Source organism: Aliidongia sp. (assembly GCF_035943795.1).
GTDB lineage: Bacteria > Pseudomonadota > Alphaproteobacteria > ATCC43930 > CGMCC-115725 > Aliidongia.
This window is the reverse complement of record NZ_DASZBY010000040.1, coordinates 16,077-42,421: the sequence shown is the minus strand read 5'-3', so window position 1 is coordinate 42,421 and position 26,345 is coordinate 16,077. Positions and strand designations below refer to the sequence as shown.

Genomic DNA, 26,345 nt, shown 5'->3' with positions numbered 1-26,345 from the left:
TCACGCATGACAAAGATTTAACCTGACGGAATTTTGCCGGGCCGGCCCTGGGACGAAAGCCCAGCCGCCGGCCCGGGATTGTGCCATCCGGTGGGCGGCTGGACCGATCCCACGGGCACGACACGAGCCTGATGAATATAGTGGTTCCTGTTTTGTTCCGCAATAGGAAAGGCGATACGCTCGCGAGGGCTACACCGTCACACCGCGCGTCATCCGCTTCAACAGCCGCAGCCCATAAAGCGCGGGTCCCGCGACGATAGCCATCGCGGGCAACAATGCGCAGAAGACCAGGATGTCGCTGCCTGGCGGCAAAGCGATCCGCGCGCGCACGACGGTGTCGTCGATCATGATGATCGCATCGAACACGGCATGGCTGAGGATGGCGAGCCCGACGCCCAGCAGGCTCCAGGCGATGGCGGTGCCCGTCGTACCCGCGCGCCGGCCCAGCGCGGCGAACACGCCGAGGCCAAAGCCATCGACCGCGTGGGACGGCGTGCTGAACAGGGCGCGCAGCGCCAGCGTCGCCCACGGGTTTTTCGGACCCTGCAGGAACAGCATGTTCTCGATCGCGCCGAATGCCAGCGCGATGGCGATGCCGGCGAGGATCACGACGTTCGCCGGCGGGCAGTGTCGCCGGACGCACCAGAGCCAGCCGAACAGGCAGGCCGCTGCCGATCCTTCCTCGGGCAGGGCCGCGCCCAGGCCGGCACGGAGCATGTCCTGGCGCAGCATCGCCATCCAGAAGGGCGGATCGTTCGGGGCCAGGGCGCGGATCGAGACATCCGTCGTGGTCGAGGGGCCCGGACCGATCAGGCCCCAGGCGGCATGCTCGACCAACTGGATCGGCACGGTGGACAGCATGCCCAGGATGACCGGGATCATCATCCAATCGGCGGCGTCGCGCACGCGCAGCCAGCGGCTCGCAACCCCGCCGAGAACGAGCGGGATCGCCAGGCCGGCGTAGCCGAACTCCGTCGAGGCGCTGGTCACGCCCGGCCGCTCATTTCGTCCTGACCCGCTCGCCCAGCGCCGCGATGGCGAAATGGGCGGAACGCACGGCGCCTTCCTGCCAGGCGGTGATGTGGCTGACATGCTCGCCGGCGAACAGGAACGGACCGTCGGGTTCCAGCAGGGTCGGGTAATGGTCCTTGAGCGTCGCCGCGGTCCAGCCGGCATAGGCGCCGCGGCTGAACGGGATCTTGGTCCAGGCGATCGAGATGCCCTGGGCCGCGTTTCGGCGGTAAGTCGGATGGATCCGTTCCCCGCTGGCCAGCGCGTGCTCGATCCGCTCGGCCGGCGTCAGGGCCGAGAAGGCGTCGGCAAGGCCGGTCGACCAGAGATAGCCGCCCAGCAGGATGCCCTTCGCCTGGTGGATGCCGGCGGACGGGTACCAGATCTGGGTGATCTCGCGGCTGGTCCAGCTGATGCCGCCGTAGATCTGGTCGTCCAGTTCCCAGAAGCGCCGGTCGCACTGGAACGCGATCTTGGCGGCGGCCTGATACTCGAGGGCATGGATCGCAGCGGTCACCGCGGGCGAGAAATCTGCCGGGATGGTCTTCAGCACCGGAAACGGGATGGTCACGAGCACGTAGGGCGCCTCGCTGGCCCGGGTCGGCCCGCGCGGGCCGTCGCGCCAGATCACCCGCGCGCCCTGGGCGGTGCGGCGCAGTTCCGTGACCTCGGCGCCGTAGCGGATGCGATGGCGGAGCTTGCGGCCGAACGCCTCGCCGATGCGGTCCATGCCGCCGACCGGCTGCAGCATGGTGGCGGCCTGCTCCCAACCTTCCCCGAACGTGCTGGGGCCGGCCCAGAATCCCGCCGCCAGCAGCTGGTGCAGGTCGAGCGGCGCGTTGAGACGTCCAGCCTGGACACCGCCGCCCGGCTCCTCGGCCCAGCCCGAGCGCGGCGTGCGCTTGAACGCCATGTCCTTGTCGAGCCAGCCGAAGCTGCGCAGGAACTTGCGGATGCCCTCGCCGTCCTCGGCGGTCAGCGGCTGGTCGAGCAGGGCCTTGTCGAGCGCCTTGGCCGCGAGCTCGGCGACGTAACCCCTGCTGTCGTTGATCACGGCGCGGGCGCGCTGGGGCTTGCCGTCGAACGCCCGGTCGTCCTGGAACCAGGCATTGCGGTTGTCGTTGACGATGACTTCGAGCGGCACGCCCAGCTCGCGGCAATAGCCCAGGATGCCCTGGTGATGGTGGGGCAGGCGGGCCGGCCCGGGATTGAGATAGAGATGGTCGGCACGGTCCCAGCCGATTTTCTGCCGGCTGTCGATCTCATCCACCACGTCGCCGCCGCGCAGCGACCAGTTGCGCCCGCCCGGCCGGTGCCGAGCTTCGAGGATCGTGCAGTCGTAGCCGGCCCTGCCGAGTTCGAGCGCCGCGACCATTCCCGCGATGCCGGCACCCAGGATGATGACCTTGGTGCCGGCGCCGGGCGGCAGGGGCGGCGGCCCGGCATAGGCTTCGGGGATCGGCAGCAGCCCCATCGCCGCCATGGTGCCGTAGGCGGCCGAGACGCCGCCGGCGGATCCGACCAGATTGATGAAATGGCGGCGGCTCAACATGGCGGGCCTTTCCTATGCGGCGCGTTGGGCGCTTCTTAGACCCGCCCGGTGCGCAGCGCCCGTGCCCAATCGGACCGGCCGTTCGCTTCGGCGGCCGCGGCCGCGGCCTCCCAGTCGTAAGGGACGGCCCGCAGGTCGACCGCAAGGCCGGCGGGCGTGATCTCGACAATGCCATAACGCGCGTGCGGCGCGCCGGTCTCTACGCCGTGGGGGAACGGCTCGTCGTCGCTGTAGGCCGGCACGCCGACGCTGCCCGGATTGACGATCAGGCGGCCGTCGGCGGTGCGTACGATCCGCGGCGTATGGGTATGGCCGCACAGGATCAGCCGGGCCGGCGCGTCCGCGGCACGCGCCTCGATCTCCGAGGCACTGGCCGCCCGCACGCCGGCGGCATCGACCGTCTCGAGGAAATAGGCGAGGTCGCTCGCGGGCGTGCCATGGACCATCAGGATGTCGTCGCCGATGCGCAGGGTCGCGGGCAGGCCGGCCAGCCAATGTTTCTGGTCGGCGCGCAAGGCTCCAGCCGCGAACCGGTCGGACGGACCCATCCGTTCCGGTGCCTCAGTCAGCAACTGCCGCTCGTGGTTGCCGCGGATCGTCGGCAGTCCGAGCGGCATCAGGCGGTCGGCCGTCTCGCACGGGAACAGCGGGCCGGACACGATGTCGCCCAGATTGACGGTGAGATCGATGCCGCGCGGCGCAAGGTCGGCCAGGACCGCGTCGAGCGCGGGGAGGTTGCCGTGGATATCGGCGAGGATGGCAATTTTCATCGGGTGACGATAGCAACCGGATGGCCGGTGCGGAACCCCCGCCGTCGATTACCGGAGGTTGTCGGCCGGGCACGAACGTGGCGACGCGGCGGCGTCCTTTGGTGTAGAGAAAGCGCGTTCGATCTGCCGAGGAGATGCCCAATGCCGATCCCTCCAACAGTAGGCGCGTTCGCCATCGTTCCGCACAATGACCTTCCGGCGGCGATACCGTTCTGGGAGCGGCTGGGTTTCACCCGCGTCGGCGGCGACGCCCAATACGTCATCATGACAGGCTGGGGCTGTGAGGTGAACCTTACCCAAGCGGGGGCCGGACCATGGCGGGTGCCGGAGGAACATAACCCTTTCGGCGTCTTCATCCGCACGCCCGAGGTGGATGCCATCGCGGCGCGGGTCGACGATCTGATCATCCGCCCGGGCGGCGTTCTTCGCCATCGCGAGTGGGGCCTTTATGAGGTCGGGATCGCTGGACCGGACGGCATGCTCGTCCGCATCGGCTGGCCGTCTCGGCTGATGCGGAAGTCGTCCCCCGATGGCGACGATCCGGCTTAATCCGTGGCGCTGGTCACGCGGGCCATGGCACGGAACAGGGTGGGCGGATCGACCGGCTTGCTGACGTAGTCGTCCATGCCCGCGGCCATGTAGCGCTCACGATCGCCGGCCATGGCATGGGCGCTCAGCGCCACGATCGGAATGCGGGATTTGCCGTCGGGCAAGGCGCGGATCAGGCGCGTCGCCGTGATGCCGTCCATTTCGGGCATCGAGATGTCCATCAGCACCAGGTCGTAGGAATCGTTGCGCACCGCGTCCACTGCCTCGACGCCATTGCCGGCGAAGCGCACCCGGTGACCGCCGTCGGCCAGGATGCCGCCGATCACCATCTGGTTGATGTTGTTGTCCTCGGCGACCAATACGGACAGGCTGCGCAGCGTCAGCGGCGCCTGATCGTCGGTCAGATCGCTGCCGGCGCCGACCAGGCTGCGCTCGTCGGCGGTCGGCAGCTTCAGGCGCAGCCAGAACGTGCTGCCGCTGCCGGGCGCGCTCGATACGCCGATCTCGCCGTCCATCAGGTCGGCCAGTTGCTTGCTGATGGCGAGCCCCAGGCCGCTGCCGCCGTACTTGCGCGAGGTCGAGGCGTCGGCCTGGGTGAAGCGGTCGAACAGGCGTCCCTGCATTTCGGGCGCGATGCCGATGCCCTCGTCGCGGACCTGGAACGTCAGGATCCGCTTGCCATCCTTGACCGGCGTGGCCGACACGATGAGCGAAATGGTGCCGGCGTCGCTGAACTTGATGGCGTTCGAAATCAGGTTCAGCAGGATCTGGCGGATCCGGGTCGGATCGCCGATCAGGGCACCGATCGGCCCGGTCGGGAAATCGACCGACAGGTCCAGGCCCTTGACGCGCGCGGCGTTGCCGGTCAGCGACAGGACCTGGTCGATGACCGCCTCGGTCGCGAACGGCGTGCCTTCGAGCGCCACATGCCCGGCCTCGAGCTTCGAATAGTCGAGAATGTCGTTGATGATCGCCAGCAGCGCCTCCGCCGACATGGCGATCGCGCGGGTGTAGCGCAGCTGCGCGCTGTCGAGCCGGGTCTCGAGCAGGATCGCGGTCATGCCGATCACGCCGTTCATCGGCGTGCGGATCTCGTGGCTCATGTTGGCCAGGAATTCGCTCTTGGACCGGTTCGCTGCCTCGGCCGCCTGGCGCGCGCGTTCCAGCGCGTCGGCGGCGGCGAGCTGGACCGAGATGTCGCGCGCGCAGCCCCGATAGCCGAGGAAGCTGCCGGACTGGCTGCGCAGTGCCTTGCCGCTCAGTGACAGGTTATAGGTGGCGCCGGCGCGCGTCACCGTGACGTGCCAGTCGTGGAACGCGTCGCCCGCGGCGAGAAGGACCCGGCGCTCTTGGGATTGCCGCGGGTCGTTCTCGACGCCGAGCTGGTCGAGCGTCGTGAGGTTGGCGGTCGAGATGCCCAACGCCTCGGCCCGGTCGGAGACATAGGTGAACCGATGGGTGTCGTCGGTCTCCCAGAACCAGTCGGACGCGACCTCGGCAAAATCGCGGAACCGGGTCTCGCTCTCGGTCAGGCGTCGGGCGCTTTCCTTCATCGGAGTGATGTCGCGCGACACGCTGACGATGCCGCCGTCCCCCGTCGGCCGCTCGGCGGTGTCGATGGTCCGGCCGTCGGGCAGGTCCTGCTGGAAGCGCTGCGGGGCCGAGCGCATCTGGTCCAGCCGCCAGCGGATCCAGCGCTCACGGGCCTCCAGCGTTTCGACGCCGCGCGCGTTGTGGGCGGCGCGCTGGGCCAGGTCCTGGAAACGGATGCCCGGCCGCAGCAGGGGTTTCAGATGCGGGAAGACCACGGTGTAGCAGTCGTTCCACAGCACCACGCGGTCCTGGCTGTCATAGAGGATCAGCCCGTCCGACATGTTGTCGATCGCCTGGCGCAGCCGCTGCTCGGCCGAGGCCTGGCGCCGCAGCAGGAAGCGAAGCGCGAGAGTGAAGCCCAGGATCATGATCGAGCCGAAGATGCCGGCGCCCAGGTAGATCGCGCGCTGCGCCTCGATGGCACTGATCACCTCGCCCTCGGCCAGGCCGACGACGACGATCAGCGGCACGTGCGGTACCCGGTCCGCGATATAGAACCGGGAAACATGGTCGAGCGCGTCGTCCAGGATCCTGACGCCGCCGCTCGCCTCCTGAACGAAGCGCTGCAGCGGCGAGCCCGAGATGTCGGCAGTGGCGAGGTCCGTCGCGATCGACCGGGCGCGCACGCCGCCATCCTCGCCGACCAGCATGACGACGCCGTCCTTGCCCAGCGAGAGGTCGCTGTAGAAATGCTTGAAATAGTCCGGGTCGACCGAGGCGACGGCGACGCCGCCAAAGCTGCCGTCCGCCCGGTCGATCCGTCGTGTCACCTGGATCGACCATTTGCCGGACGCCCGGCCGAACACCGGGCGGCTGATGAACAGGCCGTTGATCTTGTGGTCGGCATGCACGCGGAAATGCTCGCGGTCGGCGATGTTGACCGCTGGAGCATCGCCGATGCTGCTCTGGAGCATGGTGCCGTCGGCGTCGGTGTAGGCGACCTGCAGCACCAGGTCGTTCACCAGCAGGCCGCGGTCGACCATGTCCGACAGCTTGAAGCGGTTGCCGTCGCGCTGCACCAGGTAGGCCAGCGTGCGCAGCATCTGGTCGACGCTGTCGACCGCCCGGTCCGACTGCTCGGCGACCGCGGTCGCGATGTTGTGGACATCGCGCTCCGCCTCGTTGTGGATCGTGCGGCTCGTGTCCTCGATCAGGAACGCGATGCCGATCCACAACAGGGCGACCAGGATGACCCCGCCCAGGATCGTCCAGCGCTCGTTCCGCCGGAGACGGTCGGGCGCGCTGATCGGGCTTCGGCGAAGCGGTCGGAGCGTCACCCTGGATCGGCCCTGCTACCAGGCGCCGGTGTTCGGCATGGAAGACCAGGGCTCCGCGGCCGGCAGGGCGGGGCCGGCCTGCAGCAGCTCGATCGAGATGCCGTCCGGCGAGCGGACGAACGCCATCCGGCCGTCGCGCGGCGGGCGGTTGATGATGACGCCGCTGTCCTTCAGATGCTGGCAGGTCGCGTAGATGTCGTCGACGGCATAGGCCAGGTGGCCGAAATTGCGGCCGCCGGTATAGGCCTCTGGATCCCAGTTGTGGGTCAGTTCGATGAGCGCGTTCTCGTCGCCGGGCGCGGCCAGGAAGACCAGCGTGAACCGGCCCTGCTCGTTCGACGTCCGCCGGACCTCCGCGAGGCCGAGCTTGTTGCAGTAGAAGTCCAGAGAAGCCTCCAGATCGCTGACGCGGACCATGGTGTGTAGATACTTCATCGATTCTCGTCTCCGTTGCAAGCCGTCGTGGCCTTCCGCCACCGAGCGGATGGTATCGCAGGGTGGGGTTGTGGGGCCGGACGGTGGAATGATCGGATCGGGCCAGCGCCACTGAGGGCTGCGGGCCGGCGTCCAGGGAAGGGCCGAGGGCGAATGTCGAAGGCCAAGTTTGCCCTGCCGCGCTCCGGACGGAAAGCCTCTATCTGGCTTCGCGCGGGGTTCAGCCCGGTCCGCGACCTTTTTTCCTTCGAGGCCGCCCCTGCGTCATGCCATGGTCCGCCTGATATTTTCCAGGGCATATCGAGGGGTTCGCGTGGTCGGCAGAATAGGACGGGTGTGCGGCATCGCCTTGACGGCGGTCCTGCTGATGGGCGCCACGGCTCAAGCCGAGACGGTGTTTCGGCGCGGGCATCAGGCCGAACCCGAGTCGCTCGATCCGCAGAAGGTCGACAGCGCCGAGGAGTCGACCATCCTGCTCGACCTGTTCGACGGCCTGACCCGGATCAACGGCAAAGGCGAGATCATCCCGGCGGTCGCCCAATCCTGGGACGTGGCGCCCGACGGCCTGACCTGGACGTTCCACCTCCGGTCCGATGCGAAATGGTCCGACGGCACGCCGGTCACGGCCGGCGATTTTGTCTACAGCTTCCGCCGGTCGGTCGATCCCGCGACCGCGGCGCCCTACGTCTCGATCCTCTATGCGGTCGTCGGCGCCCGGGCGATCAGCGACGGCAAGGAAAAGGACCTCTCCAAGCTGGGCGTGACCGCGCCCGACGACCATACGCTGAAGATCGCGCTGACCGAACCCACGGCGTTCCTGCCGGGTGTGCTGGCCCTGCCGATCGGCTATCCGATTCCGAAGGCGGCGGTCGATGCCTATGGCACGCAATGGACGCGGCCGGGCAAGATGGTCTCGAACGGCGCCTACAAGCTCGACTATTGGGAGCCGCAGCAGGAGATCCGCCTGACGCGCAACCCGAACTATTGGGACGCGAAATCGGTCAGGATCGACGTGGCGCGCTGGCTGGTCGTCGAGTCCGACGAGACGGCGTTCAAGCGCTTCCGGGCGGGCGAACTCGATTTCTCTCGCATCCCGGTGACCGAAATCCCCTATGCGCGCAAGAACATGGCCGCCGAGTTGCACCCGGACGTCAACATGTGGACGGCGTACGTTATTCTCAACGTTGGCAAGGCGCCCCTGAGCGACGTGCGCCTGCGTCAGGCGCTGGCCATGACGATCGACCGCGAGACCCTGGCGGACAAGGTCGATCCCCATGGCGAACTGCCGGCCTACGGCCTGGTCCCGCCCGGCATGCCCGGCTATACCCAGCAGCCGCCGGACTGGATGGCGCTCGGCAAGGCCGAGCGGCTGACCAAGGCGAAGGCGCTCTATGCCGAGGCTGGCTATGGGCCGGACAAGCCGCTGAAGCTGGAGCTGATCTATCCGACCAGCGAGAATGCGCGGCGAATGACCTCCGCGATGGCCGGCATGTGGAAACAGGCGCTGGGTGCCGAGATCGTCATGACCAACGAGGAGAATCAGGTCACGCTCGCCCAGACGCGGCACCATGATTTCGAGATGTCGCTCTACGGCTGGATTGCCGACTATCCCGATCCCTGGACCTTCCTGTCGATTCTCCAGTCCGACTCCGGCGATCTCAACACGTTCGACTATAAAAACCCGGAATTCGACCAGCTGTTGAGCAAGGCGACCCAGACGATCGAGCCGGCGGCACGCCTCAAGGTGCTCGAGGCGGCGGAGCGGGTGATCTCACGCGACATGCCGATGATCCCGCTCTATTACGACGTGCGCCCCTACTTGGTCTCGACCAGGCTCGACGGCTACCACGCCAATCCGCTCGACATCCACCCGACCGAGGATCTGGCGTTCAAGGAGTAGGGTTTTCCGGGGAATGGCGATGGATTGGGCTGGTGCCGGCCGATCCGGATGCGCGTCACCTTTCCAACAGAGCGAGGCGGGTCGACGGCCGATGCCTTGACGGAGATGATGATGTCCGACCGAAATGACGACCGTTCCGAAGCCACCGCGAACCCGTCGGTCGTCTTCGGCGAGCCGGGTGCGGGGGCCGGTGCGTTTCAGCGCTCGCGTGCCAGCACGCTGTCCGTCGCCGACCTGGTCGCCCGGCTGCGCACGGCGATCGAGGCGGCCGACCTGTGGGTGCTGCACGAGATCGATCCGCAGATGCTGCTGCGCCGCGGCGGCTACGCGATCAGTCCGGCCCGCCAGATCCTGTTCTTTCATCCGCGCCTGATGGTGCGCCTGCTCGCGGCCGACCCGGCAGCGCTGCTGGAGGCGCCGCTGAAGTTCGCGGTCTTCGAACGGCCCGATGGCGGGGTCGAAGTGCGCTGGATCGACCCGGCCGCCGCTTTCGCCCGCTACGGCGACCCGGGGCTGGCCGAACTCGGGGCGGAGCTCGCCGCTGTCAGCGACGCGATCGCCACGGCCGCGCTGGAAGGCTGACCCGCGCCTCTCCGCTCCCAGGCCATCACCTGCAACCCCGCCTTGCGTTTCGGCGATGGGTCCCGATGAAACGAAGCCCTGTACGGTTGAGGGAGTTGCCCTTCTCGCCCGGGACCGTTCGATGTTCGTGTTGAAGCCGCTGGCGCAGCGACCGATTGCGCTCCTCTGGACCGGCCAGGTACTGGCCGCGACGGGTTCGGAGTTCTACATGGTCGCCGTCGTCTGGATCGCGGCCGATTTCATCGGGCCGGATGCGGGCTACGTCTCGGCGGTGCAGGCGGGCGCGCTGCTGCTGGGCAGCCTGTTCGGTGGTGTCGTGACCGATCGCTGGCGCCACGGCTTCACGATGATTTCGGCCGATCTGATCCGCGCCGGCCTGGTGCTGATCCTGTCGGTGGCCGGCATGCTGCATGCCATGAGCCTGCCCCTCCTGGTCACCGTGGCCGGTTGCGTGGCGCTCGCGACCTCCGGGTTCGATCCGGCGCTGCAGGCGACCCTGCCGACGATCGGGACCGACCCGGCCTTGCGTCACGCGACCAACGGGTTGTTCGACGCGACCAAGCGCATGGCGCGCATTCTCGGTCCGTCGCTGATCGCGCTGGTCAATGGCCTGGTGCCAAAGGCGCAGTTCTTCACCCTGACCGCCGCGACCTTCCTGCTGTCGGCGCTGGCCGTGCGCGCCGTGGCCGGCAAGCTGGCGGCCGCGCCGCAGCCCCATGCCGCGACCGGCTCCGCCGCCGTCATCGAGGGTGTGCTGGGCGGTTGGCGTGCAACGCGCGGCCATGGTCTGGTGCTCTATGCCCTGGTCGGCAATCTTGCGACCAACCTCACCTGGGCGATGGGTGTGCTGCTGGGCATGGTGCTGTATCTGCGCGCGACCAGTGCCGACCCGCTGACCGACTACAGCCTGATGATGACGGCTTACGGTACCGGCAACCTGACGGCCAATCTGGTCCTCGCCAGCCTCAGTCCCGGTCGTCCGGCGGTCCGGCTGATCGTGGCCAAGTTCATCTTCGGCGCAGGCGTCTTCCTGCTGCCGTTGATGCCCGGTCGGGTCGAGCTGATGCTGGTCGCGGCCATCGCCGCCATCAACGGCCCGCTGGAGAACCTGGCCATGCTGCATCTGATGCAGAGCCGATTCCCACCCCAGCGGCTGGTCCAGGTCTATCGGCTGCAGATGTGCTCGGTCTTCTCCGGCCTGCTCGTGGCCTACCTGGTGGCGCCCAGCCTGTTCGGCCGGTTCGGCTTGGCGCCGGTCATCATGGCGTCGGGCGGCGTCACCTTCGCGGCCGGCCTGCTGGGCCTGGGCCTGATCCTGGCGCGGCGGCCGGCCGCGGCCATCATCCGGCCATAGCGTCGATCCGCGCGTTGCGCCGGATCGCCTGGGGTGGCTGGCCGAACGCACGCAGGAAGGCGCGGCGCATCCGGTCGCGGTCGGTGAAGCCGGTCTGGCGGGCAACCGTCTCAATCGGATGGCGGCCCTGCTCCATCATCAGCCGCGCGGCCTCGACGCGCAGGTTCTCGATCGCCTTGGCCGGCGACTGGCCGGTCTCGGCATGGAACGCGCGGCTGAATTGACGGGGGCTGAGGCGGGCCGCGTCGGCCAATCGCGCCACCGTCAGGGGAGCGTGCAGGTTGCTGCGCGCATAGGCGAGCGCGCTCTGGATCCGGTCGGACTTTGGCTCCAACTCGAGCAGCGCCGAGAATTGCGACTGGCCACCGGCGCGGCGATGATAGACCACCAGTTTCTTTGCGACCGCGCGCGCCACCTCGGCGCCCAGGTCCTGCTCGACCAGGGCCAACGCCAGGTCGATGCCGGCGGTCATGCCGGCCGAGGTCCAGATCGGTCCGTCGTTGATGAAGATCCGGTCTTCCTCCAGCTTCGCCTTGGGATACAGCGCCTGCAGGGTACGCGCATGGAACCAATGGGTGGTCACGCGCCGACCGTCGAGCAGGCCGGCCTCGGCCAGCACGAAGGCGCCGGTGCAGGTCGCGGCAACCCGCCGGCAACGCTCAGGCGCCTCGCGCAGGAACTCGATCAGGCCCGGTGTCGAAGGCTCGATCTCGGTGCCGCCGCCGACCAGCAGCGTGTCGAACGCGGTGTCGTCGAACGGATGGGTTGCGACGTCGATGCCGATCGAGGTCTGGGTCGGCCCACCGGTCTCGGACAGCAGGCGCACCTCATAATGCGGTTTGCCGATCTCGAAGTTCGCGAACTCGAATACCGAGATGACCGCGAAGCTCATGACCTGATAGCCCGGAAAAACGATGAATCCGATGCGTTGCATGTTCGCCCTCCGATGTCCTAAAACGCCGTTTATATGACATTTGAGACGAGATGGGACAAGGCCACTTCTAGCCCCAGGAGACGCCGACATCCTGTCGACGGTCCGGGAGACGGAAAATGACCACCAACGACCCCAAGGGCACGGCCCTGATCACTGGCGCTTCGTCGGGCATCGGCGCGGTATATGCCGACCGGCTGGCCAAGCGCGGCTACGACCTGATCCTGGTCGCGCGCAACCGGGACCGGCTGACCGCCCTGGCCCGGCGCCTTGCGGCCGAGACCGGCCGTTCCGTGAAGACGCTGCCGGCCGATCTCAACGACAAGGCCGATCTGGCCCGCATCGAGGCCACGCTCAAGACCGACGGCGCCATCACGCTGCTGGTCAACAATGCCGGCGTCGGCGGGGCGGGACCGCTGCTGGGCTCCGACATCGACAAGATGGACGATATGATCCAGCTGAACGTCCGCGCGTTGACCCGCCTGACCTATGCGGTAGCACCGGGCTTCGTCGCCCGCGGTGCCGGCACGATCGTCAACATCGCCTCGATCGTCGCGATCTCGCCCGAAACGCTGAACGGTGTCTATGGCGGTAGCAAGGCCTTCGTGCTGGCGTTCAGCCAGTCGCTGCAGCACGAGCTGGCCGACAAGGGCGTGCGCGTCCAGGCGGTCCTGCCCGGCGCCACCGCGACCGAATTCTGGGACATCGCCGGCCTGCCGGTGCACAACCTGCCGCAATCGATCGTGATGACGGCGGAGGATCTGGTCGATGCGGCGCTCGCTGGTCTCGACCAGGGCGAGGTCGTCACCATCCCGGCGCTGCCGGACAAGGCGGAATGGGATGCCTACGAGGCCGCCCGGCGCGCGATGTCCGGCCGGCTGTCGAACGCCACGCCGGCGGCTCGCTACGGCATAGCCCCCTCGGCCTGATCCGGCGCTACGGGACAGGCCTGGCCCGACGCTTGGCATAGGCGCGCCGGGCCCGTTCCCGATTGCCGCACACCTCGCTGGAACACCAGACGCGGGTCCGGTTCGGGCTTTCGTCGACGAAGTACCAGCCGCACCCGTCGGCCTGGCAACTGCCGAGCCGGCGGGCATCGTCGGAAGCGATGAGGGCGGTCAGCGACCAGAGCACCGGCCACAGCGTTTCCTCGAGCCGGGCGCCGGGCAGGTCGTAGAGATAGGCCGAGCCTTCTTCTGCCAGCCGGGGCTGGGCCGGGACGTCGGCGAGCCGCCGGTTGAGCGGCGCCAGCGGCACGGGCCGACCATGCAACAGCGCCTCGACCACGTTCCAGATTTCATGACGCAGCGCGTGCGCCTGTTCGAGCGCAGCCGTCGCCTCCGGCTCGGTTTCCCGCGCTCGAAGCGCGCCGATCGCCGCGGCGGGCAGGGTGCGACGGTTGCCGCACCAGGTCAGCAGGGCCGGGTAGCCGGGGATCAGTTCCTGAGGCGCGTCGGACGTGCGCCAGTCCATCGTGTTGGCGAAATCGAGGCAGACGCGACCGCCGAAAAATTGAGTTGCCGCGATCAGGGGATCTCTTGACATGATCGCCAGCATATCTAATGGTCGTGACCATGAGAAGTACAACTTCATCTTCCCGGCCGTTCACCGGTGCGGGATTCCGTCGAGGCTTCATCGCAGCCTTGCCGTTCATCCTCAGCAACGGCCTCGCCGGCATGGTCATGGGCGTGGCCTATCGCGGCCTGAACCTGGGCTTCGCGCCCGCGGTGCTGTTCAGTCTCGTGGTCTATTCCGCGACGGCCCAAGCGGTGACGCTCGGTCTCTGGACCCTGCCGCCGCCGGTGACGGCCATGGTGCTCGCCTGCGTCGCGACCAACGCGCGCTACCTGGTGATGGGCGCGCACCTGCGCCAGCTGTTCCACGACCTGCCGCGCCGGCTGATGCTGCCGATCCTGCTGATCCTGGGCGACGCCTCCTGGCTGATGACCGCGGCGGAGGCGGAGCAGGGGCGGCGCGATGCCGGCTACCTGCTCGGCTGCAGCGTGCCGATGGCGATCGGCTGGATCGGCGGCACCGCGCTGGGCTACGCCCTGCCCCTGACCCCGCACGGGCCGGTGGCGGTCGCGGCCGCGTTCCTGCCGCTCGCCTTCATCGCCTCGCTGCTGCCGACCCAATGGCGCGGCTTGCGCAGCCTGCTGCCCTGGGGCGTGTCCGCGGTGATCGCGGCGACGGTGGCCAGCACGCTCGGCCAGAGCTGGGCGATGCTGATCGGCGGCGGCGTGGGCACGCTCGTCAGCGCGCTCAGGGGCGACGATGTCTGACTGGCGCCTCTACCTCGCCATCCTCGCGGTCGGCGCCGCGGCTTACGCCATGCGGGCCGGCGGCTATCTGGTGATGGGCGTGCTGCCGCAGACCGGCCTGTTGCCCCGGCTGCTGCGCCTGGCGCCGGGCAACCTGTTCGTGGGCTTCTCCGTCGCCGGCATCCTGGAAGGCGGCTGGCCCAGCCTCGCCGGCTGCGCCGCCGCCGTGGTCGCGATGGCCGCGACGAAAAAAGAATGGGCGGCACTCGCGGCGGGTTTCACGGCGGCGGCGGTGACGGCGGCGCTGCTGTGAACCAAGCCCACGCGAGGCACGCCGCCGAGCTTGCGAGGATCGCTCGCCCTTTTCCGATGGCAGTATTCCACCCGGCGCGAAGACGACTTTCGACGAGCTCGTTCGATGTGCCTATTTCTGGTCAAGTCCCACAGGTGCGAATGTCGACCAGTTTGGTGCGATGACCTTGCCCGCCTCAGTCATCGACCGCCGGCTGGGGATAGCCTCGCCGACCAAACCGCCGGATCAAGTTTCGGCGGGGCGCTTCCCCGATCGTCTTGGCCCACGCCTCCGAGGCCGCCATTCTGGGCTCAAGGGCCTTCAGCGCGTCAGGTGCCCATAGATCTCGGACGTCACCGATCGGAAGAGTGTCGGTCTCGCTCTCGATGACGATGAATGCCAGGACATCAGGATCTTGGGCATCCAGGTGGGCAGGCGTGCGGAGATCGCAAATCATCCGAGCACCTTCGATATACGGTATGCGTCCGGCCTGCCTGTCGGCCAAGTCGGCGATGGCCGAGGCGTTCCGCTACACCCTGAAGCGGCGTGAAGCCCTGACCCGCTTCCTCTCCGATGGCCGCCTTGAAACGGACAATAACCGTGCGGAGAATTGCCTGCGCGGCGTTGCCCTCGGCCGAAAGAATTGGACCTTCGCGGGCAGCGACGCCGGGGGCGAACGCGCTGCTGCAATGTACACCATTATCGAGACCGCCAAGCTAAACGGGGTCGATCCCGAAGCTTATCTGCGCGAGGTGCTTCAGCGCATTGCCGAAGGCCATCCCATCAACCGGATTATGGAACTGATGCCATGGGCATAAAAATGACCGCCATCCTTGGTGTCATGCTCTCCACGGCGCTTATGAGTGCAGTCGCGCTCGGGGACGTAATATCGCCCTGTTCTCCGCCCTCTGGCGTGAAAACACTGTCTCTGGAGGTGGCACCACTCGCGCTGACAAAGGCATTGAACGAGAAGCTTGGAACCCTTGCGTCGCCCGAATCAGATTTCGATTCGACCGATGTCGTCGCAACGGGATTAAACCGACGGCTGATATTTGTTTGGAATCGTGGCAATCGATGGATCATTGCGACCGAGCATGGGGGCCGAGGATATAACGATCCCGTATTATCCTATGATCTTAGCTCGGACGGCTTGATGGCAAGCTTCGCGGCAGAGCGCACTGCCTTCCCCAAAACAGTCTGCTCTACTGCGCTAACACTACTGGACCTTGAACCGCGACACCTTTGAGCATTCTGATTGGCGGCAGCGGTCTCCACCGGACGCTTACGATATACGAGAGCTGTCCAGCCCCGATTTCTCCGGCAATCTCTGGGCTTCGTCGTATGGAATTTGGGAGACCTGCGCCATTCGATAGCGCAAACGACGAAGGCCCGGCGGGTTTTCCCGGCCGGGTCTTCGTACGAGCGCAAACGCTTGGGTGACCTTGAGGTCACCGGCGGATCAGCGCGGCGACAACACCATGGTCATCTGCCGGCCTTCCATGCGCGGGAACTGCTCGACCTTGGCGATCTCGTCCAGGTCGTCGCGCACGCGCATCAGCACGTTCATGCCGATGTCCTGATGGGCGAGTTCGCGGCCGCGGAAGCGCATGGTGACCTTCACCTTGTCTCCTTCCTCGACGAACTTGACCATGCTGCGCATCTTGACGTCGTAGTCATGATCATCGATGCCGGGGCGGAGCTTGATCTCCTTGACCTCGATGACCTTCTGCTTCTTCTTGGCCTCGTTCTTCTTCTTCTGTTCCTCGTACTTGAACTTGCCGTAGTCGAGGATCTTGCAAACCGGTGGATCCGCCGCCGCGGCGACTTCGACCAGATCGAGGCCGGCGGTGGCGGCCATCGCCATGGCCTCACTCTTCAATACGACCCCGACCATCTCGCCGTTTTCATCGACCAGGCGGACTTTGGGGACGTTGATCTCCTCATTGATGCGCGGGCCCTCGCGGGACGGCGTGAGGTTGAGGGGTGGTCTGGCTATGTACGGCCTCCTAATTGTGCAATGGACATGGGCGCCGGGCGTGATGGCATCACGCGGGCACCGGTCCGTTCAATTCGATCGAGCATGCAATGCCGTCCGCTCACGAGTGGGCGGACGGAACAGCGGCTTCTTCCGACAATCTAGTGATGGCGTCGGTAAGTGCAACGACTTCTTGATCCTTGCCGCCCAATCGGCGGATCGCGACGGTCTTTTCGTCGGCTTCGCGGCGGCCGACGACGAACATCGCGGGGATCTTGGCGAGCGAATGTTCGCGCACCTTGTAATTGATCTTGTCGTTCGCGAGATCGACCTCGGCGCGGATCCCGGCCTTGACGAGCGCCGCCTTGACCTCCAACGCATACTCGTCGGCGTCCGACGTGATGGTCGCGACCATGACCTGGACCGGGGCCAGCCACAGCGGCAGCTTGCCGGCATGCTGCTCGATCAGGATGCCGATGAACCGCTCGAGCGAGCCCAGGATCGCCCGGTGCAGCATGACCGGCCGATGCTTCTGCCCGTCCTCGCCGACATAGGACGCGTCGAGCCGTTCCGGCAGGACGAAATCGACCTGCAGGGTGCCGCATTGCCAGTCGCGGCCGATCGCGTCGCGCAGCACGAATTCCAACTTCGGGCCGTAGAACGCGCCTTCGCCCGGGTTCATCGTGTAGGGCAGGCCCGCTGCCTCGATCGCGGTCCGGAGCGCGCCCTCGGCCTTGTCCCAGGTCTCGTCCGTGCCGGCGCGCACGTCGGGCCGATCGCTGAACTTGACCGAGACCTCGGTGAAGCCGAAATCCTTGTAGATGCTCTGCAGCAGGTCGCAGAACGCGACCGACTCGGCCGTGATCTGGTCTTCCGTGCAGAAGATATGTGCGTCGTCCTGGGTGAAGGCGCGCACCCGCATGATGCCGTGCAAGGCACCCGAGGCCTCGTTGCGATGGCAGGCGCCGAACTCGGCCATGCGCAACGGCAGGTCGCGGTAGCTCTTCAGCCCCTGGCGGAAGATCTGGACATGGCACGGGCAGTTCATCGGCTTCACGCCGAAATGACGATGCGGCTTGCCGTCCTCGCCGTGCTCGGCCTCGACCTTGAACATGTTGTCGCCGTACATGTCCCAATGGCCCGACGCCACGAACAGCGACTTGTCGACCAGCTGCGGCGTCTTCACTTCCTGGTAGCCGGTGCGGTCGAGCCGCATGCGCACGTAATTCTCGATGATGCGATACAGCGTCCAGCCCTTGGCGTGCCAGAACACCTGGCCCGCGGCCTCTTCCTGCTGGTGGAACAGGTCGAGCTCGCGGCCGAGCTTGCGGTGGTCGCGCTTCTCGGCTTCCTCGATCTGGAACAGGTACTGCGCCAGCTCCTTGTCGCTGGCCCAGGCCGTGCCGTAGATCCGCTGCAGCATCGGGTTGCGATGGTCGCCACGCCAATAGGCGCCGGCCAGCTTCATCAGCTTGAACGCCGTGCCGATCTTGCCGGTGGACGGCGCATGAGGGCCGCGGCACAGGTCGAGGAACTCGCCCTGGCGATAGACCGAGATGTCCTCGCTCTCGGGCAGGTCGCGGATCAGCTCGGCCTTGTACTTCTCGCCGATCTTTTCGAAATACGCGATCGCCTCGTCGCGCGGCCAGACCTCGCGGACGAATTTCTCGTCCTTGGCGACGATCTCGCGCATCTTCGCCTCGATCGCGACCAGGTCGTCCGGCGTGAACGGCTTGTCGCGGGCGAAGTCGTAATAGAAGCCGTTCTCGATCGACGGGCCGATCGTGACCTGGGCGTCGGGATATAGGGCCTGCACCGCCTCGGCCATGATGTGGGCCGTGTCGTGGCGGATCAGCTCCAGCCCTTCCGGCTGCTTGGCCGTGATGATGGCGATCTGCGCGTCGCGGTCGATCGGGCGCGACAGGTCGATCAGCTTGCCGTCGACCTTGATGGCGAGCGCCGCCTTGGCGAGGCCAGCCCCGATCGACGCCGCGATCTCGGCGCCGGTCACGGCAGTCTCGAACGAGCGCGTGGCGCCGTCGGGAAGGGTCACCGTGATCGGATGCGGAGCGGCGGACTCGAGAGCCAAGGCGTGGGTTTCCTAGCTGAAAATACCGGGATTGATGGGTTTATATCAGGTTCCCGCAGGCCGCAACCGTGCGGCGGGGCAGATCAGCCCAGCGCGCCTTCGAGCGCCGCCTCGGCGACAGGCTCGTGGGCCGCGTCGGGGAACAGGATCTCGGTATAGACCTCGAGGGTCGCCTGGCACATCAGCTTGGTGTCGAAATGCCGGGCCATCAGCGCCCGCGCGCTCGCCGCCATTTCGGCGCGCGCCTCGGGCGTGAGCGCCAGCGCCTCGCCCACGGCGTGCGCCAGCGCCGCGCGGTCGCCCGGCGGCACCAGCCAGCCGGTGACGCCGGGCATCACCGTCTCGCGCGAGCCGCCATGGTTGGTCGCGACCAGCGGTCGGCCCATCGCCTGGGCCTCGACCGCGATCCGGCCGAAGCCCTCGGGCTCGGTCGAGGCAGAGACGACGACGTCGGCCAGCATGAAGGCGGCCGCCATGTCGCGGCAGTCGCCGACCAGCTGCACGTGACCCTGCAGGCCCAAGTGCTTGACCAGCCGGATGAGCTCGTCGCGGAACGCCGGCTTCTGTTCGTGATTGCCGACGAACACGACCTGGAAATCGCGATGGGGCAGGCGCTGGGCGGCATGCAGCAGGTCGACATGGCCCTTCCAACGGGTGACGCGGCCCGGCAGCATCACGACCGGCAACCCGTCCTTCAACTGCCATTCGGTCGCGAGCTGGACCAGGCGCGAGGGGTGGACCGCCTCTGGATCGAAGCGCGAGAGATCGACGCCGCGCGGGATGACCCGCAGCCGGTCCGCCTCGACGCCATAAGTCCGGGTCGCGGCCCGGCCGACGAATTGCGAGATGGCGATGACGCGCACGCCGCGCGCCATGATCGAATTGTACCAACGCTTCAGCCGGCCCGTGCCGCCATAGACGTTGTGGAACGTGGTCATGAACGGCCTGCCGGTGCGCTTGGCGGCGAAATAGGCACTCCAGGCCGGTGCACGGCTTCGGGCATGGACCAGGTCGATGTTCTCGCGCTCGATCAGGGCGGCCAGGTGGCGGATGTTGCGGCGGATGCCGAACGGGCTTTTGGTCTTGAGCGGCAGGGTGACATGGGTGCCGCCGGCCCGTTCGATCTCGCGCACCATGCCGCCGCCGGCCGAGGCGACGACGGCGCGCCACCCGGCCTGGACCAGCGCCTGGGTGATCTCGACCGTGCCCCGCTCGACGCCACCCGTCACCAGCGCGGGCAGCACCTGCAGCACGGCCGGCGGCCGGCCTGCTGGGACGTCGGAAAGGGGAATGCTAAGGTCGGCGCTCACGGGATCAGCCTGATGGAACGAGGAATGAAAGACGAACCGATGCCGGAAACCGCCGAGGACGCCGGCATCCTACCACGCGAGGGCAGGGCTTCAATCGCCTACGTCAGACAACAGGGCAATGGGAATTCCGATCACGCAGGGCTGCCCGGCCTGCTGCATCTCGGCGGTTTCCGCTCCGATATGACCGGCATCAAGGCGACCCACCTCCATGGTTTCGCCCGCGACCGGGGTCAGGCCTTCGTCCGGTTCGACTATCGCGGCCACGGCGCCGATGCTGCCCATTTCCAGGATTACACGGTCGGCGACTGGATCGACGATGCGCTCGCGGTCTTCGACGATTTGACGCAGGGGCCGCAGGTCCTGATCGGCTCGTCCATGGGCGGCTGGATCATGCAGCATGTGGCGCTCGCCCGGGCGGACCGGGTCGTGGGCCTCGTCGGCATTGCGACGGCCAGCGATTTCACCGAACGCCTGATCCGTCCGCGGCTCGACGCCGCCGCGCACGCCCGGCTCGCGGCCGACGGCTTCCTGACCGTGCCGTCGCTCTACGATCCCGCCGGCTATATGCTGACCGCCCGGCTGATCGACGACGGCCGGCGGCATGCGCTGCTGCCCGGGCCGATCCCGATCCGCTGCCCGGTGCGGCTGCTCCACGGCTTGGCCGACCCGGACGTGCCCTGGTCGCTCTCGCTCGACCTCGCAGCGGCGCTGGAGAGTTCCGACGTGCTGGTGGCGTTGATCAAGGACGGCGACCATCGCTTGTCGGAGCCGGCACATCTGGCGCGGATATCGGCGGCGGTGGCGGAGCTGAGCGCTCATCGATGCCGATGACATAGCTGCGAACCACGCCGGTCACGGCGCCTCGCGGCTCATCGCGTCGGCGATCAGCGCTTCGGCATCCTCCAGCAGTGCGTCCTCGTTGCCGTAGACCGTTTCGCGGCCGATCTCCAGCAGGACCGGCACGGCCAGCGGCGAGATGCGGTCCAGGCGACGATGGGTGATGCGGCCCTTGATCCGGCCCAGCATCTCGCCTAGCCGCTTGATGTCGGTGAGGCCCGTCGCCGCGTCCGCCCGGGTCGCGCGCAGCAGGATATGGTCCGGCTGATGCTTGCGCAGCACGTCGTAGATCAGGTCGGTGTTGAAGGTGACTTGCCGCCCGGTCTTGGCCAGGCCCGGGATGTTGCGGTCGATCAGGCCGGCGATCACCGCGCAACTGCGGAAAGTCCGGCGCAGCATCGAGGATTCGGCCATCCAGGATTCCAGGTCGTCGCCCAGCATGTCCTCGTCGAACAGCTCGTCGAGCTCACCCTTGTGCCGGCCTGGCGGCTCGACGCTCCAGACCGCCAACACATAGTCGGTCGCGACGAAGCCGAGCGGGCGCAATCCCATGCGCTCCATCCGCTTGGTCAGCAGCATGCCGAGCGTCTGGTGCGCGTTGCGGCCCTCGAAGCAATAGGCGACCAGGAACCAGCGCGGGCCGCGCGGAAAGCTCTCGATCAGCAGTCCGCCCTTGGGCGGCATCTGGCTGCGCCAACGCTGCAGGCCCAGCCATTCCTTGACGTCGGCCGGCAGGCTGTCCCATTGCCCGGGATCGGCGATGATCGCGCGCACCCGATCGGCCAGGTAGGTCGTCAGCGGCAGCTTGCCGCCGGCATAGGCCGGGATCTTCGGCACGCCGCTGCCGGCGCGCTGGGCGATCACGACCATGTCGCGGATCTCGATGAACTTCAGCAATTGCCCGGCGAACAGGAACGAGTCGCCCAAACGCAGCTGCTGGGCGAAATATTCCTCGACCTCGCCCAAGGTCGGGCCGCCGCCCAGGCGGACCTTGAGCGTCGTCGCCTCGACGATCGTGCCGATGTTCATGCGATAGCGCCGGGCGACCTGCTCGCCCGCGACCTGGTAGCGGCCGAGCGAATCCTGGAACAGCTTGTGCCAGCGTTCATAGTTGGCCAGCGCATAGCCGCCGGTCGCGACATAGTCCAGGCAATCGTCGAACGTCTTGCGGTCGATCTGGCGATAGGGGGCGGCGCCCGCGACCTCGCCGTAGAGCTCGTCCGCCGTGATCGGCTCCGCGCAGCACAGGCACAGGATATGCTGGGCCAGCACGTCGAGCCCGCCCGGCTTCGGCCGATCGCCGTCGAGTTCGTGGGCCGCGATCGCGTCCAGGGCGGCGCGGCATTCCAGCACCTCGAACCGGTTGGCCGGCGCCAGGATCGCGCGGCTCGGCGCGTCGAAGCGATGGTTGGCGCGGCCGATGCGCTGGACCAGGCGCGAGACGCCCTTGGGTGCGCCGATCTGCACGACGAGGTCGACCGCGGCCCAGTCGACGCCCAGGTCGAGCGACGAGGTGGCGACCACGGCACGCAGCCTGCCGGCCGCCATCGCCGCCTCGACCTTGTGGCGCTGTTCGGTCGCCAGGCTGCCGTGATGCAGCGCGATCGGCAGGTTGTCGTCGTTGATCTTCCACAGCTCCTGGAACACGATTTCGGCCTGGGCCCGGGTGTTGACGAACACCAGGGTCGTCTTGTGCGCCTTGATCGCCAGATAGACCTCGGGCAGGGCGTGGACGCCCATGTGGCCGGCCCAGGGCAGCTCTGCCGCGGGCTCCAGGATCGAGATCTCGGGCTCCGGCGTGGCACCGCCGCGGATGCGGGCCACCGGCCTGCCGTCGGGCGCCAGATAGGCCGCGAGGTCGTCGGGCCAGGCCACCGTCGCCGACAGGCCGATGCGGCGGGCGCCGGGGGCGAGCTTCGCCAGGCGCGCCAGGCCCAGCGCCAGCAGGTCGCCGCGCTTGCTGCCGGCCAGCGCATGCAACTCGTCGATCACGATGGCCTTGAGCCCGCCGAACATGGTGCGGGATTCGGGATAGGAGATCAGCAATGCCAGCGACTCGGGCGTGGTTAGCAGCATGTGCGGCGGATCGGTCTTCTGCCGCTGCCGCTCCTTGGTGCCGGTATCGCCGGTGCGAGTTTCGATGCGCAGTTCCAGGCCCATCTCGTCGACCGGGGTCGTGAGGTTGCGCTGGATGTCGGCGGTCAGCGCCTTCAGCGGCGAGATATAGAGCGTGTGCAGCCCCGGCGGCGCGTGGCGCGCCAGGTCGGTCAGGCTCGGCAGGAAACCGGCGAGCGTCTTGCCGCCGCCAGTCGGTGCGATCAGCAGCGCCGACTGTCCCGCCTCGGCCGCAGCAAGCATGGCCAGCTGATGGCCATGCGGCTGCCAGCCCCGCGCGCGAAACCAGGCGCGGAAGCGTTCGGGCAGGATCGTGTCTGGCGGGGGAACCTCGTCTAGCATTTCATGCTTAGTTTGGGGCATGCCCCTGGTTTTACCAGCCTCCCGAGGCCATCCTTCCTGCAATGACCCACGCGCCGCACCCTGAAACCTGGCTGAAACCGGTCCCTGGCGGGCTCTATTGCGTGCCGGGCGATTTCTTCATCGACCCGACGCGGCGTGCCGACCGGGCGATCATCACCCATGGCCACTCCGATCATGCGCGCGCCGACAATGGCGCGGTGCTGGCCACGGCCGAGACGATCGCGATCATGCGCCACCGCCTGGGCGAGCGTGCCGGCGCCAGCCACCAGACGCTGGCCTATGGCGAGACGATCACGATCGGCGAGGTCGCGGTCCGCCTGGTGCCGGCCGGCCATGTGCTGGGCAGCGCGCAGGTCGTGCTCGACTGGAAGGGCAGCCGCGCCGTCGTCTCGGGCGACTACAAGCGGCGGCTGGACGCGACCTGCGCGCCGTTCGAGCCGGTGCCCTGCGACGTGTTCGTGACCGAGGCGACGTTCGGGTTGCCGGTGTTCCGCCATCCGCCGGACGGCGAGGAGATCGACAAGCTGCTCCACGCGCTGCGGCTCTATCCCGAACGCTGCGTGCTGGTCGGCGCCTATTCGCTCGGCAAGGCGCAGCGCGTGCTGTCGCTGATCCGCGCCCGGGGCCACGATGCGCCGATCTACCTGCATGGCGCGATCGCCACCATGTGCGGGCTCTACGAGCAATTCGGCCAGACGTTCGGCGACGTGCGGCCGTGGCAGGGCGTGGCGAAAGACGCGTTCAAGGGCCACATCATCCTGGCGCCGCCCGGCGTCACCGCCGATCTGTGGGCGCGCAAGCTGCCCGACCCGGTCGTCGCCATGGCGTCGGGCTGGATGCGGGTGAAGCAGCGCGCCAAGCAGCGCAGCGTCGAACTGCCGCTGGTCATCTCAGACCATGCCGATTGGGACGAGCTGCTGCGGACCTTCGACGATGTCGGCGCGCCCGAGATCTGGGTGACCCATGGCGCCGAGGAGGCGCTGATCCGCCAGGCGACCCTGACCGGGCGGCGCGCCCGGGCACTTCGGCTGGTCGGCTTGGGAGAGGAGGAAGAGACGTGATGAACAAAGTTGCCCGAACGCTCGAGACCTGGCACGCGATCGTCGCGGCCGGCGACGTCACGGCGCTGCCGTCGATCCTGTCGGACGCGGTGGTCCTCCGCTCGCCCGCGTTCTTCAAGCCCTATCCGGGCAAGGAGGCGACGGTCCTGGTCATCGGCACGGTCATCACCGTGTTCGAGGATTTCGTCTATCACCGTGCCTTCCACAGTCCCGACGGGCAGAGCGCGGTCCTGGAATTCTCCGCACGCATCGGCGACAAGTCGTTGAAGGGGGTCGATATCTTCCGGTTCGACGACGAGGGGCTGATCCTCGAGATCGAGGTGATGATCCGTCCGGGCAATGCGCTGATGGCGCTTGGCAAGACCATGGCCGAACGGGCCGGACCGGCGCTGCTCGCCCTGCTGGCCAGCTCGCGGTAGCGCTTACCCATGATCGCCTTCGCCCGCCTGCTGGATGCGCTGCTGTTCACGCCCGCGCGCAACGGCAAGCTGCGCCTGATGGAAGAATATTTCCGCACCACGCCCGACCCGGAGCGCGGCTGGGCGCTGGCGGCGCTCACCGGCGCGCTGTCGTTCCGCGAGGCCAAGTCGGCACAGATCCGGGCACTGGTGCTGGAGCGGGTCGATGCGGAGCTGTTCGGCTGGTCCTATGATTTCGTCGGCGACCTGGCGGAGACGGCGGCGCTGATCTGGCCGGAGCGGCCGGGCGCCAACCGGGTGCCGGACCTGACCGAGATCGTCGAGGGCCTGTCGACCGTCGGGCGCGCCCAGGTCGGGCGCCTGCTCGAAGGCTGGCTCGATGCGCTCGATGCCACCGGGCGCTGGGCGTTGCTGAAACTGATGACCGGCGGCATGCGCATCGGCGTGTCGGCGCGGCTCGCCAAGACCGCGGTGGCGGCGTTGGGGCCGGTCGACCCCGATGCGGTCGAGGAGGTCTGGCACGGGCTCGACGCGCCCTACGAGCCGCTGTTCGCCTGGCTCGAAGGTCGCGCGCCGAAGCCCGATCCGGGCGAACGGCCGACCTTCATGCCGCTGATGCTGGCGACGCCGCTCGACGATGGCGAACTCGACCACATGCCGCCAGGCGACTATCTGGCGGAATGGAAATGGGACGGCATCCGCGTGCAGATCGCCGCGCGCGGCGGCGAGGTCAAGGTCTATTCCCGGACCGGCGACGAGGTTTCCGCCGCGTTTCCCGACCTGGTCGCGACCCTGCCCGACGGCGTCGTGCTCGACGGCGAGCTGCTGGTCGGCAGCTTCGAGGCGATCGGCTCGTTCAACGACCTGCAGCAGCGGCTCAATCGCAAGAAGCCCGACGCGAAGCTGATCGCCCAGTATCCTGCCTTCGTCCGGCTCTACGACGCGCTGTGGATCGAGGGCGAGGACATCCGCGGCCTGACCCAGGTCGAACGGCGCGCTTTGCTGGAGGACTGGTTCCGCCGCACGGCGCGGCCGCGTCTGGACCTGTCGCCGCTCATCCCGTTCGACAGCTGGGGCGAGCTTTCGATCCTGCGCAACGAGGCGCGCGAGCGCGGCATCGAAGGGCTGATGCTGAAGCGCCGCGACACGCTCTACCTGGCGGGCCGGCCCAAAGGACCTTGGTACAAGTGGAAGCGCGGCGCGCTGACCTTGGATTGCGTGCTGATGTATGCCCAGCGCGGCCACGGCAAGCGCTCGTCGTTCTATTCGGACTATACATTCGGCGCCTGGCGCGGCGACGAGCTGGTGCCGGTCGGCAAGGCCTATTCCGGCTTCACCGACCAGGAGCTGGTCGAGATCGACCGCTGGATCCGCCACCACACGACCAATCGCTTCGGCCCGGTGCGCGAGGTCGAGCAAAAGCTGGTCATGGAGCTGGCGTTCGACAGCGTGCAGGCCTCGACCCGCCATAAATCCGGCCTCGCCATGCGCTTTCCCCGCGTCCACCGCATCCGCTGGGACAAGCCGGCGGAGGAGGCGGATCGGGTCGAGACGCTGCAGGCGCTGGTGGTGTGAGAGGGACGGATTGCACGTTGCTACGGCTATTCGACGCCTTTAGGTTGCTATTTGGGGATTGATGGATGCAGCGACCGGGATGGTGAGGGCGATA

At 67.7% G+C, this 26,345-nt stretch carries 22 protein-coding genes and 1 pseudogene; 12 read left to right on the top strand and 11 right to left on the bottom strand.

Features of this window, described 5'->3' with window-relative positions:
* Positions 1-189: 189 nt before the first annotated feature.
* The 3 genes from VGV37_RS07045 to VGV37_RS07035 are packed head-to-tail and all read right to left on the bottom strand — an operon-like array spanning position 190 to position 3,333.
* Positions 190-990 carry a PrsW family glutamic-type intramembrane protease gene (locus VGV37_RS07045; RefSeq protein WP_326878931.1) on the bottom strand — a complete coding sequence of 267 codons (801 nt, stop codon included), beginning with the start codon at positions 988-990 and terminating at the stop codon, positions 190-192.
* Positions 991-1,000: 10 nt separating this feature from the next.
* A complete protein-coding gene (locus VGV37_RS07040) occupies positions 1,001-2,563 on the bottom strand; it encodes a flavin monoamine oxidase family protein (RefSeq protein WP_326878930.1) in 1,563 nt (520 codons plus the stop codon).
* A gap of 35 nt (positions 2,564-2,598) precedes the next feature.
* Positions 2,599-3,333: a metallophosphoesterase family protein gene (locus VGV37_RS07035; protein WP_326878929.1), complete on the bottom strand. Its 735-nt coding sequence runs from the start codon at positions 3,331-3,333 to the stop codon at positions 2,599-2,601.
* A gap of 141 nt (positions 3,334-3,474) precedes the next feature.
* Here VGV37_RS07035 and VGV37_RS07030 point away from each other — a divergent pair, with 141 nt between their 5' ends.
* Positions 3,475-3,882, top strand: a complete 408-nt coding sequence (locus tag VGV37_RS07030) for a VOC family protein (protein ID WP_326878928.1) — start codon at positions 3,475-3,477, stop codon at positions 3,880-3,882.
* Here VGV37_RS07030 and VGV37_RS07025 read toward each other — a convergent pair.
* Both VGV37_RS07025 and VGV37_RS07020 read right to left on the bottom strand, forming a co-directional pair.
* A complete protein-coding gene (locus VGV37_RS07025; protein ID WP_326878927.1) occupies positions 3,879-6,752 on the bottom strand; it encodes an ATP-binding protein in 2,874 nt (957 codons plus the stop codon). The genes VGV37_RS07030 and VGV37_RS07025 overlap by 4 nt on opposite strands.
* Before the next feature lie 15 nt (positions 6,753-6,767).
* On the bottom strand, positions 6,768-7,187 hold the full coding sequence (locus VGV37_RS07020) for a VOC family protein (RefSeq protein ID WP_326878926.1): 420 nt from the start codon (positions 7,185-7,187) through the stop codon (positions 6,768-6,770).
* A gap of 313 nt (positions 7,188-7,500) precedes the next feature.
* Here VGV37_RS07020 and VGV37_RS07015 point away from each other — a divergent pair, with 313 nt between their 5' ends.
* From VGV37_RS07015 to VGV37_RS07005, 3 genes are all read left to right on the top strand, one after another.
* Positions 7,501-9,087, top strand: a complete 1,587-nt coding sequence (locus VGV37_RS07015; RefSeq protein WP_326878925.1) for a peptide ABC transporter substrate-binding protein — start codon at positions 7,501-7,503, stop codon at positions 9,085-9,087.
* A gap of 111 nt (positions 9,088-9,198) precedes the next feature.
* Positions 9,199-9,669, top strand: a complete 471-nt coding sequence (locus VGV37_RS07010; protein WP_326878924.1) for a DUF302 domain-containing protein — start codon at positions 9,199-9,201, stop codon at positions 9,667-9,669.
* A 121-nt stretch (positions 9,670-9,790) separates the two neighbouring features.
* Positions 9,791-11,023 carry an MFS transporter gene (locus tag VGV37_RS07005; protein ID WP_326878923.1) on the top strand — a complete coding sequence of 411 codons (1,233 nt, stop codon included), beginning with the start codon at positions 9,791-9,793 and terminating at the stop codon, positions 11,021-11,023.
* Here the strand turns inward: VGV37_RS07005 and VGV37_RS07000 are convergent.
* Positions 11,010-11,957, bottom strand: a complete 948-nt coding sequence (locus VGV37_RS07000) for a GlxA family transcriptional regulator (RefSeq protein ID WP_326878922.1) — start codon at positions 11,955-11,957, stop codon at positions 11,010-11,012. The two genes, VGV37_RS07005 and VGV37_RS07000, sit on opposite strands and share 14 nt — an antisense overlap.
* A 116-nt stretch (positions 11,958-12,073) precedes the next feature.
* On the opposite strand from VGV37_RS07000, the gene VGV37_RS06995 reads away from it, so the two are divergent.
* Positions 12,074-12,883: an SDR family oxidoreductase gene (locus VGV37_RS06995; RefSeq protein WP_326878921.1), complete on the top strand. Its 810-nt coding sequence runs from the start codon at positions 12,074-12,076 to the stop codon at positions 12,881-12,883.
* A 7-nt stretch (positions 12,884-12,890) separates the two neighbouring features.
* On the opposite strand, the gene VGV37_RS06990 is transcribed toward VGV37_RS06995, so the two are convergent.
* Positions 12,891-13,499 carry a CGNR zinc finger domain-containing protein gene (locus VGV37_RS06990; RefSeq protein WP_326878919.1) on the bottom strand — a complete coding sequence of 203 codons (609 nt, stop codon included), beginning with the start codon at positions 13,497-13,499 and terminating at the stop codon, positions 12,891-12,893.
* Between the two features lie 98 nt (positions 13,500-13,597).
* On the opposite strand from VGV37_RS06990, the gene VGV37_RS06985 reads away from it, so the two are divergent.
* The 3 genes and pseudogenes from VGV37_RS06985 to VGV37_RS06975 form a co-directional block, all read left to right on the top strand.
* Positions 13,598-14,236, top strand: coding sequence for an AzlC family ABC transporter permease (locus VGV37_RS06985; RefSeq protein WP_326878918.1), 639 nt, complete (start codon positions 13,598-13,600; stop codon positions 14,234-14,236).
* Positions 14,229-14,528 (top strand): AzlD domain-containing protein, encoded by a 300-nt coding sequence (locus tag VGV37_RS06980; RefSeq protein WP_326878917.1) that lies wholly within the window; start codon positions 14,229-14,231, stop codon positions 14,526-14,528. The genes VGV37_RS06985 and VGV37_RS06980 overlap by 8 nt, the downstream gene beginning before the upstream one ends.
* Positions 14,529-15,001: 473 nt before the next feature.
* Positions 15,002-15,325: pseudogene (locus tag VGV37_RS06975) on the top strand (IS66 family transposase); the annotation flags it as partial.
* Positions 15,326-15,966: 641 nt separating this feature from the next.
* Here VGV37_RS06975 and infC read toward each other — a convergent pair.
* The 3 genes from infC to VGV37_RS06960 all read right to left on the bottom strand — a co-directional run bounded on the left by infC (position 15,967) and on the right by VGV37_RS06960 (position 19,881).
* Positions 15,967-16,503 carry a translation initiation factor IF-3 gene (gene infC, locus VGV37_RS06970; protein WP_326878935.1) on the bottom strand — a complete coding sequence of 179 codons (537 nt, stop codon included), beginning with the start codon at positions 16,501-16,503 and terminating at the stop codon, positions 15,967-15,969.
* Positions 16,504-16,603: 100 nt separating this feature from the next.
* Positions 16,604-18,541: a threonine--tRNA ligase gene (gene thrS / locus VGV37_RS06965; RefSeq protein WP_326878934.1), complete on the bottom strand. Its 1,938-nt coding sequence runs from the start codon at positions 18,539-18,541 to the stop codon at positions 16,604-16,606.
* 113 nt (positions 18,542-18,654) lie between these two features.
* Complete coding sequence (locus VGV37_RS06960) at positions 18,655-19,881, bottom strand: glycosyltransferase family 4 protein (RefSeq protein WP_326878916.1); 1,227 nt, start codon at positions 19,879-19,881, stop codon at positions 18,655-18,657.
* A 24-nt stretch (positions 19,882-19,905) separates the two neighbouring features.
* Between VGV37_RS06960 and VGV37_RS06955 the strand changes: the two genes are divergently transcribed.
* Positions 19,906-20,712 (top strand): alpha/beta hydrolase, encoded by an 807-nt coding sequence (locus tag VGV37_RS06955; protein ID WP_326878915.1) that lies wholly within the window; start codon positions 19,906-19,908, stop codon positions 20,710-20,712.
* Between the two features lie 21 nt (positions 20,713-20,733).
* On the opposite strand, the gene VGV37_RS06950 is transcribed toward VGV37_RS06955, so the two are convergent.
* Positions 20,734-23,175, bottom strand: coding sequence for a ligase-associated DNA damage response DEXH box helicase (locus VGV37_RS06950; RefSeq protein ID WP_326878914.1), 2,442 nt, complete (start codon positions 23,173-23,175; stop codon positions 20,734-20,736).
* A 62-nt stretch (positions 23,176-23,237) separates the two neighbouring features.
* On the opposite strand from VGV37_RS06950, the gene VGV37_RS06945 reads away from it, so the two are divergent.
* Genes VGV37_RS06945 through VGV37_RS06935 form a run of 3 tightly spaced genes read left to right on the top strand, consistent with a single transcriptional unit; the run spans position 23,238 to position 26,251 of the window.
* Entirely contained in the window at positions 23,238-24,257 is a 1,020-nt protein-coding gene (locus tag VGV37_RS06945; RefSeq protein ID WP_326878913.1) for a ligase-associated DNA damage response exonuclease, read from the top strand.
* Positions 24,257-24,676 carry a nuclear transport factor 2 family protein gene (locus VGV37_RS06940; protein WP_326878933.1) on the top strand — a complete coding sequence of 140 codons (420 nt, stop codon included), beginning with the start codon at positions 24,257-24,259 and terminating at the stop codon, positions 24,674-24,676. Before VGV37_RS06945 ends, VGV37_RS06940 begins: the two co-directional genes overlap by 1 nt.
* 9 nt (positions 24,677-24,685) lie before the next feature.
* Positions 24,686-26,251, top strand: a complete 1,566-nt coding sequence (locus VGV37_RS06935) for a cisplatin damage response ATP-dependent DNA ligase (RefSeq protein WP_326878912.1) — start codon at positions 24,686-24,688, stop codon at positions 26,249-26,251.
* Positions 26,252-26,345: the final 94 nt, after the last annotated feature.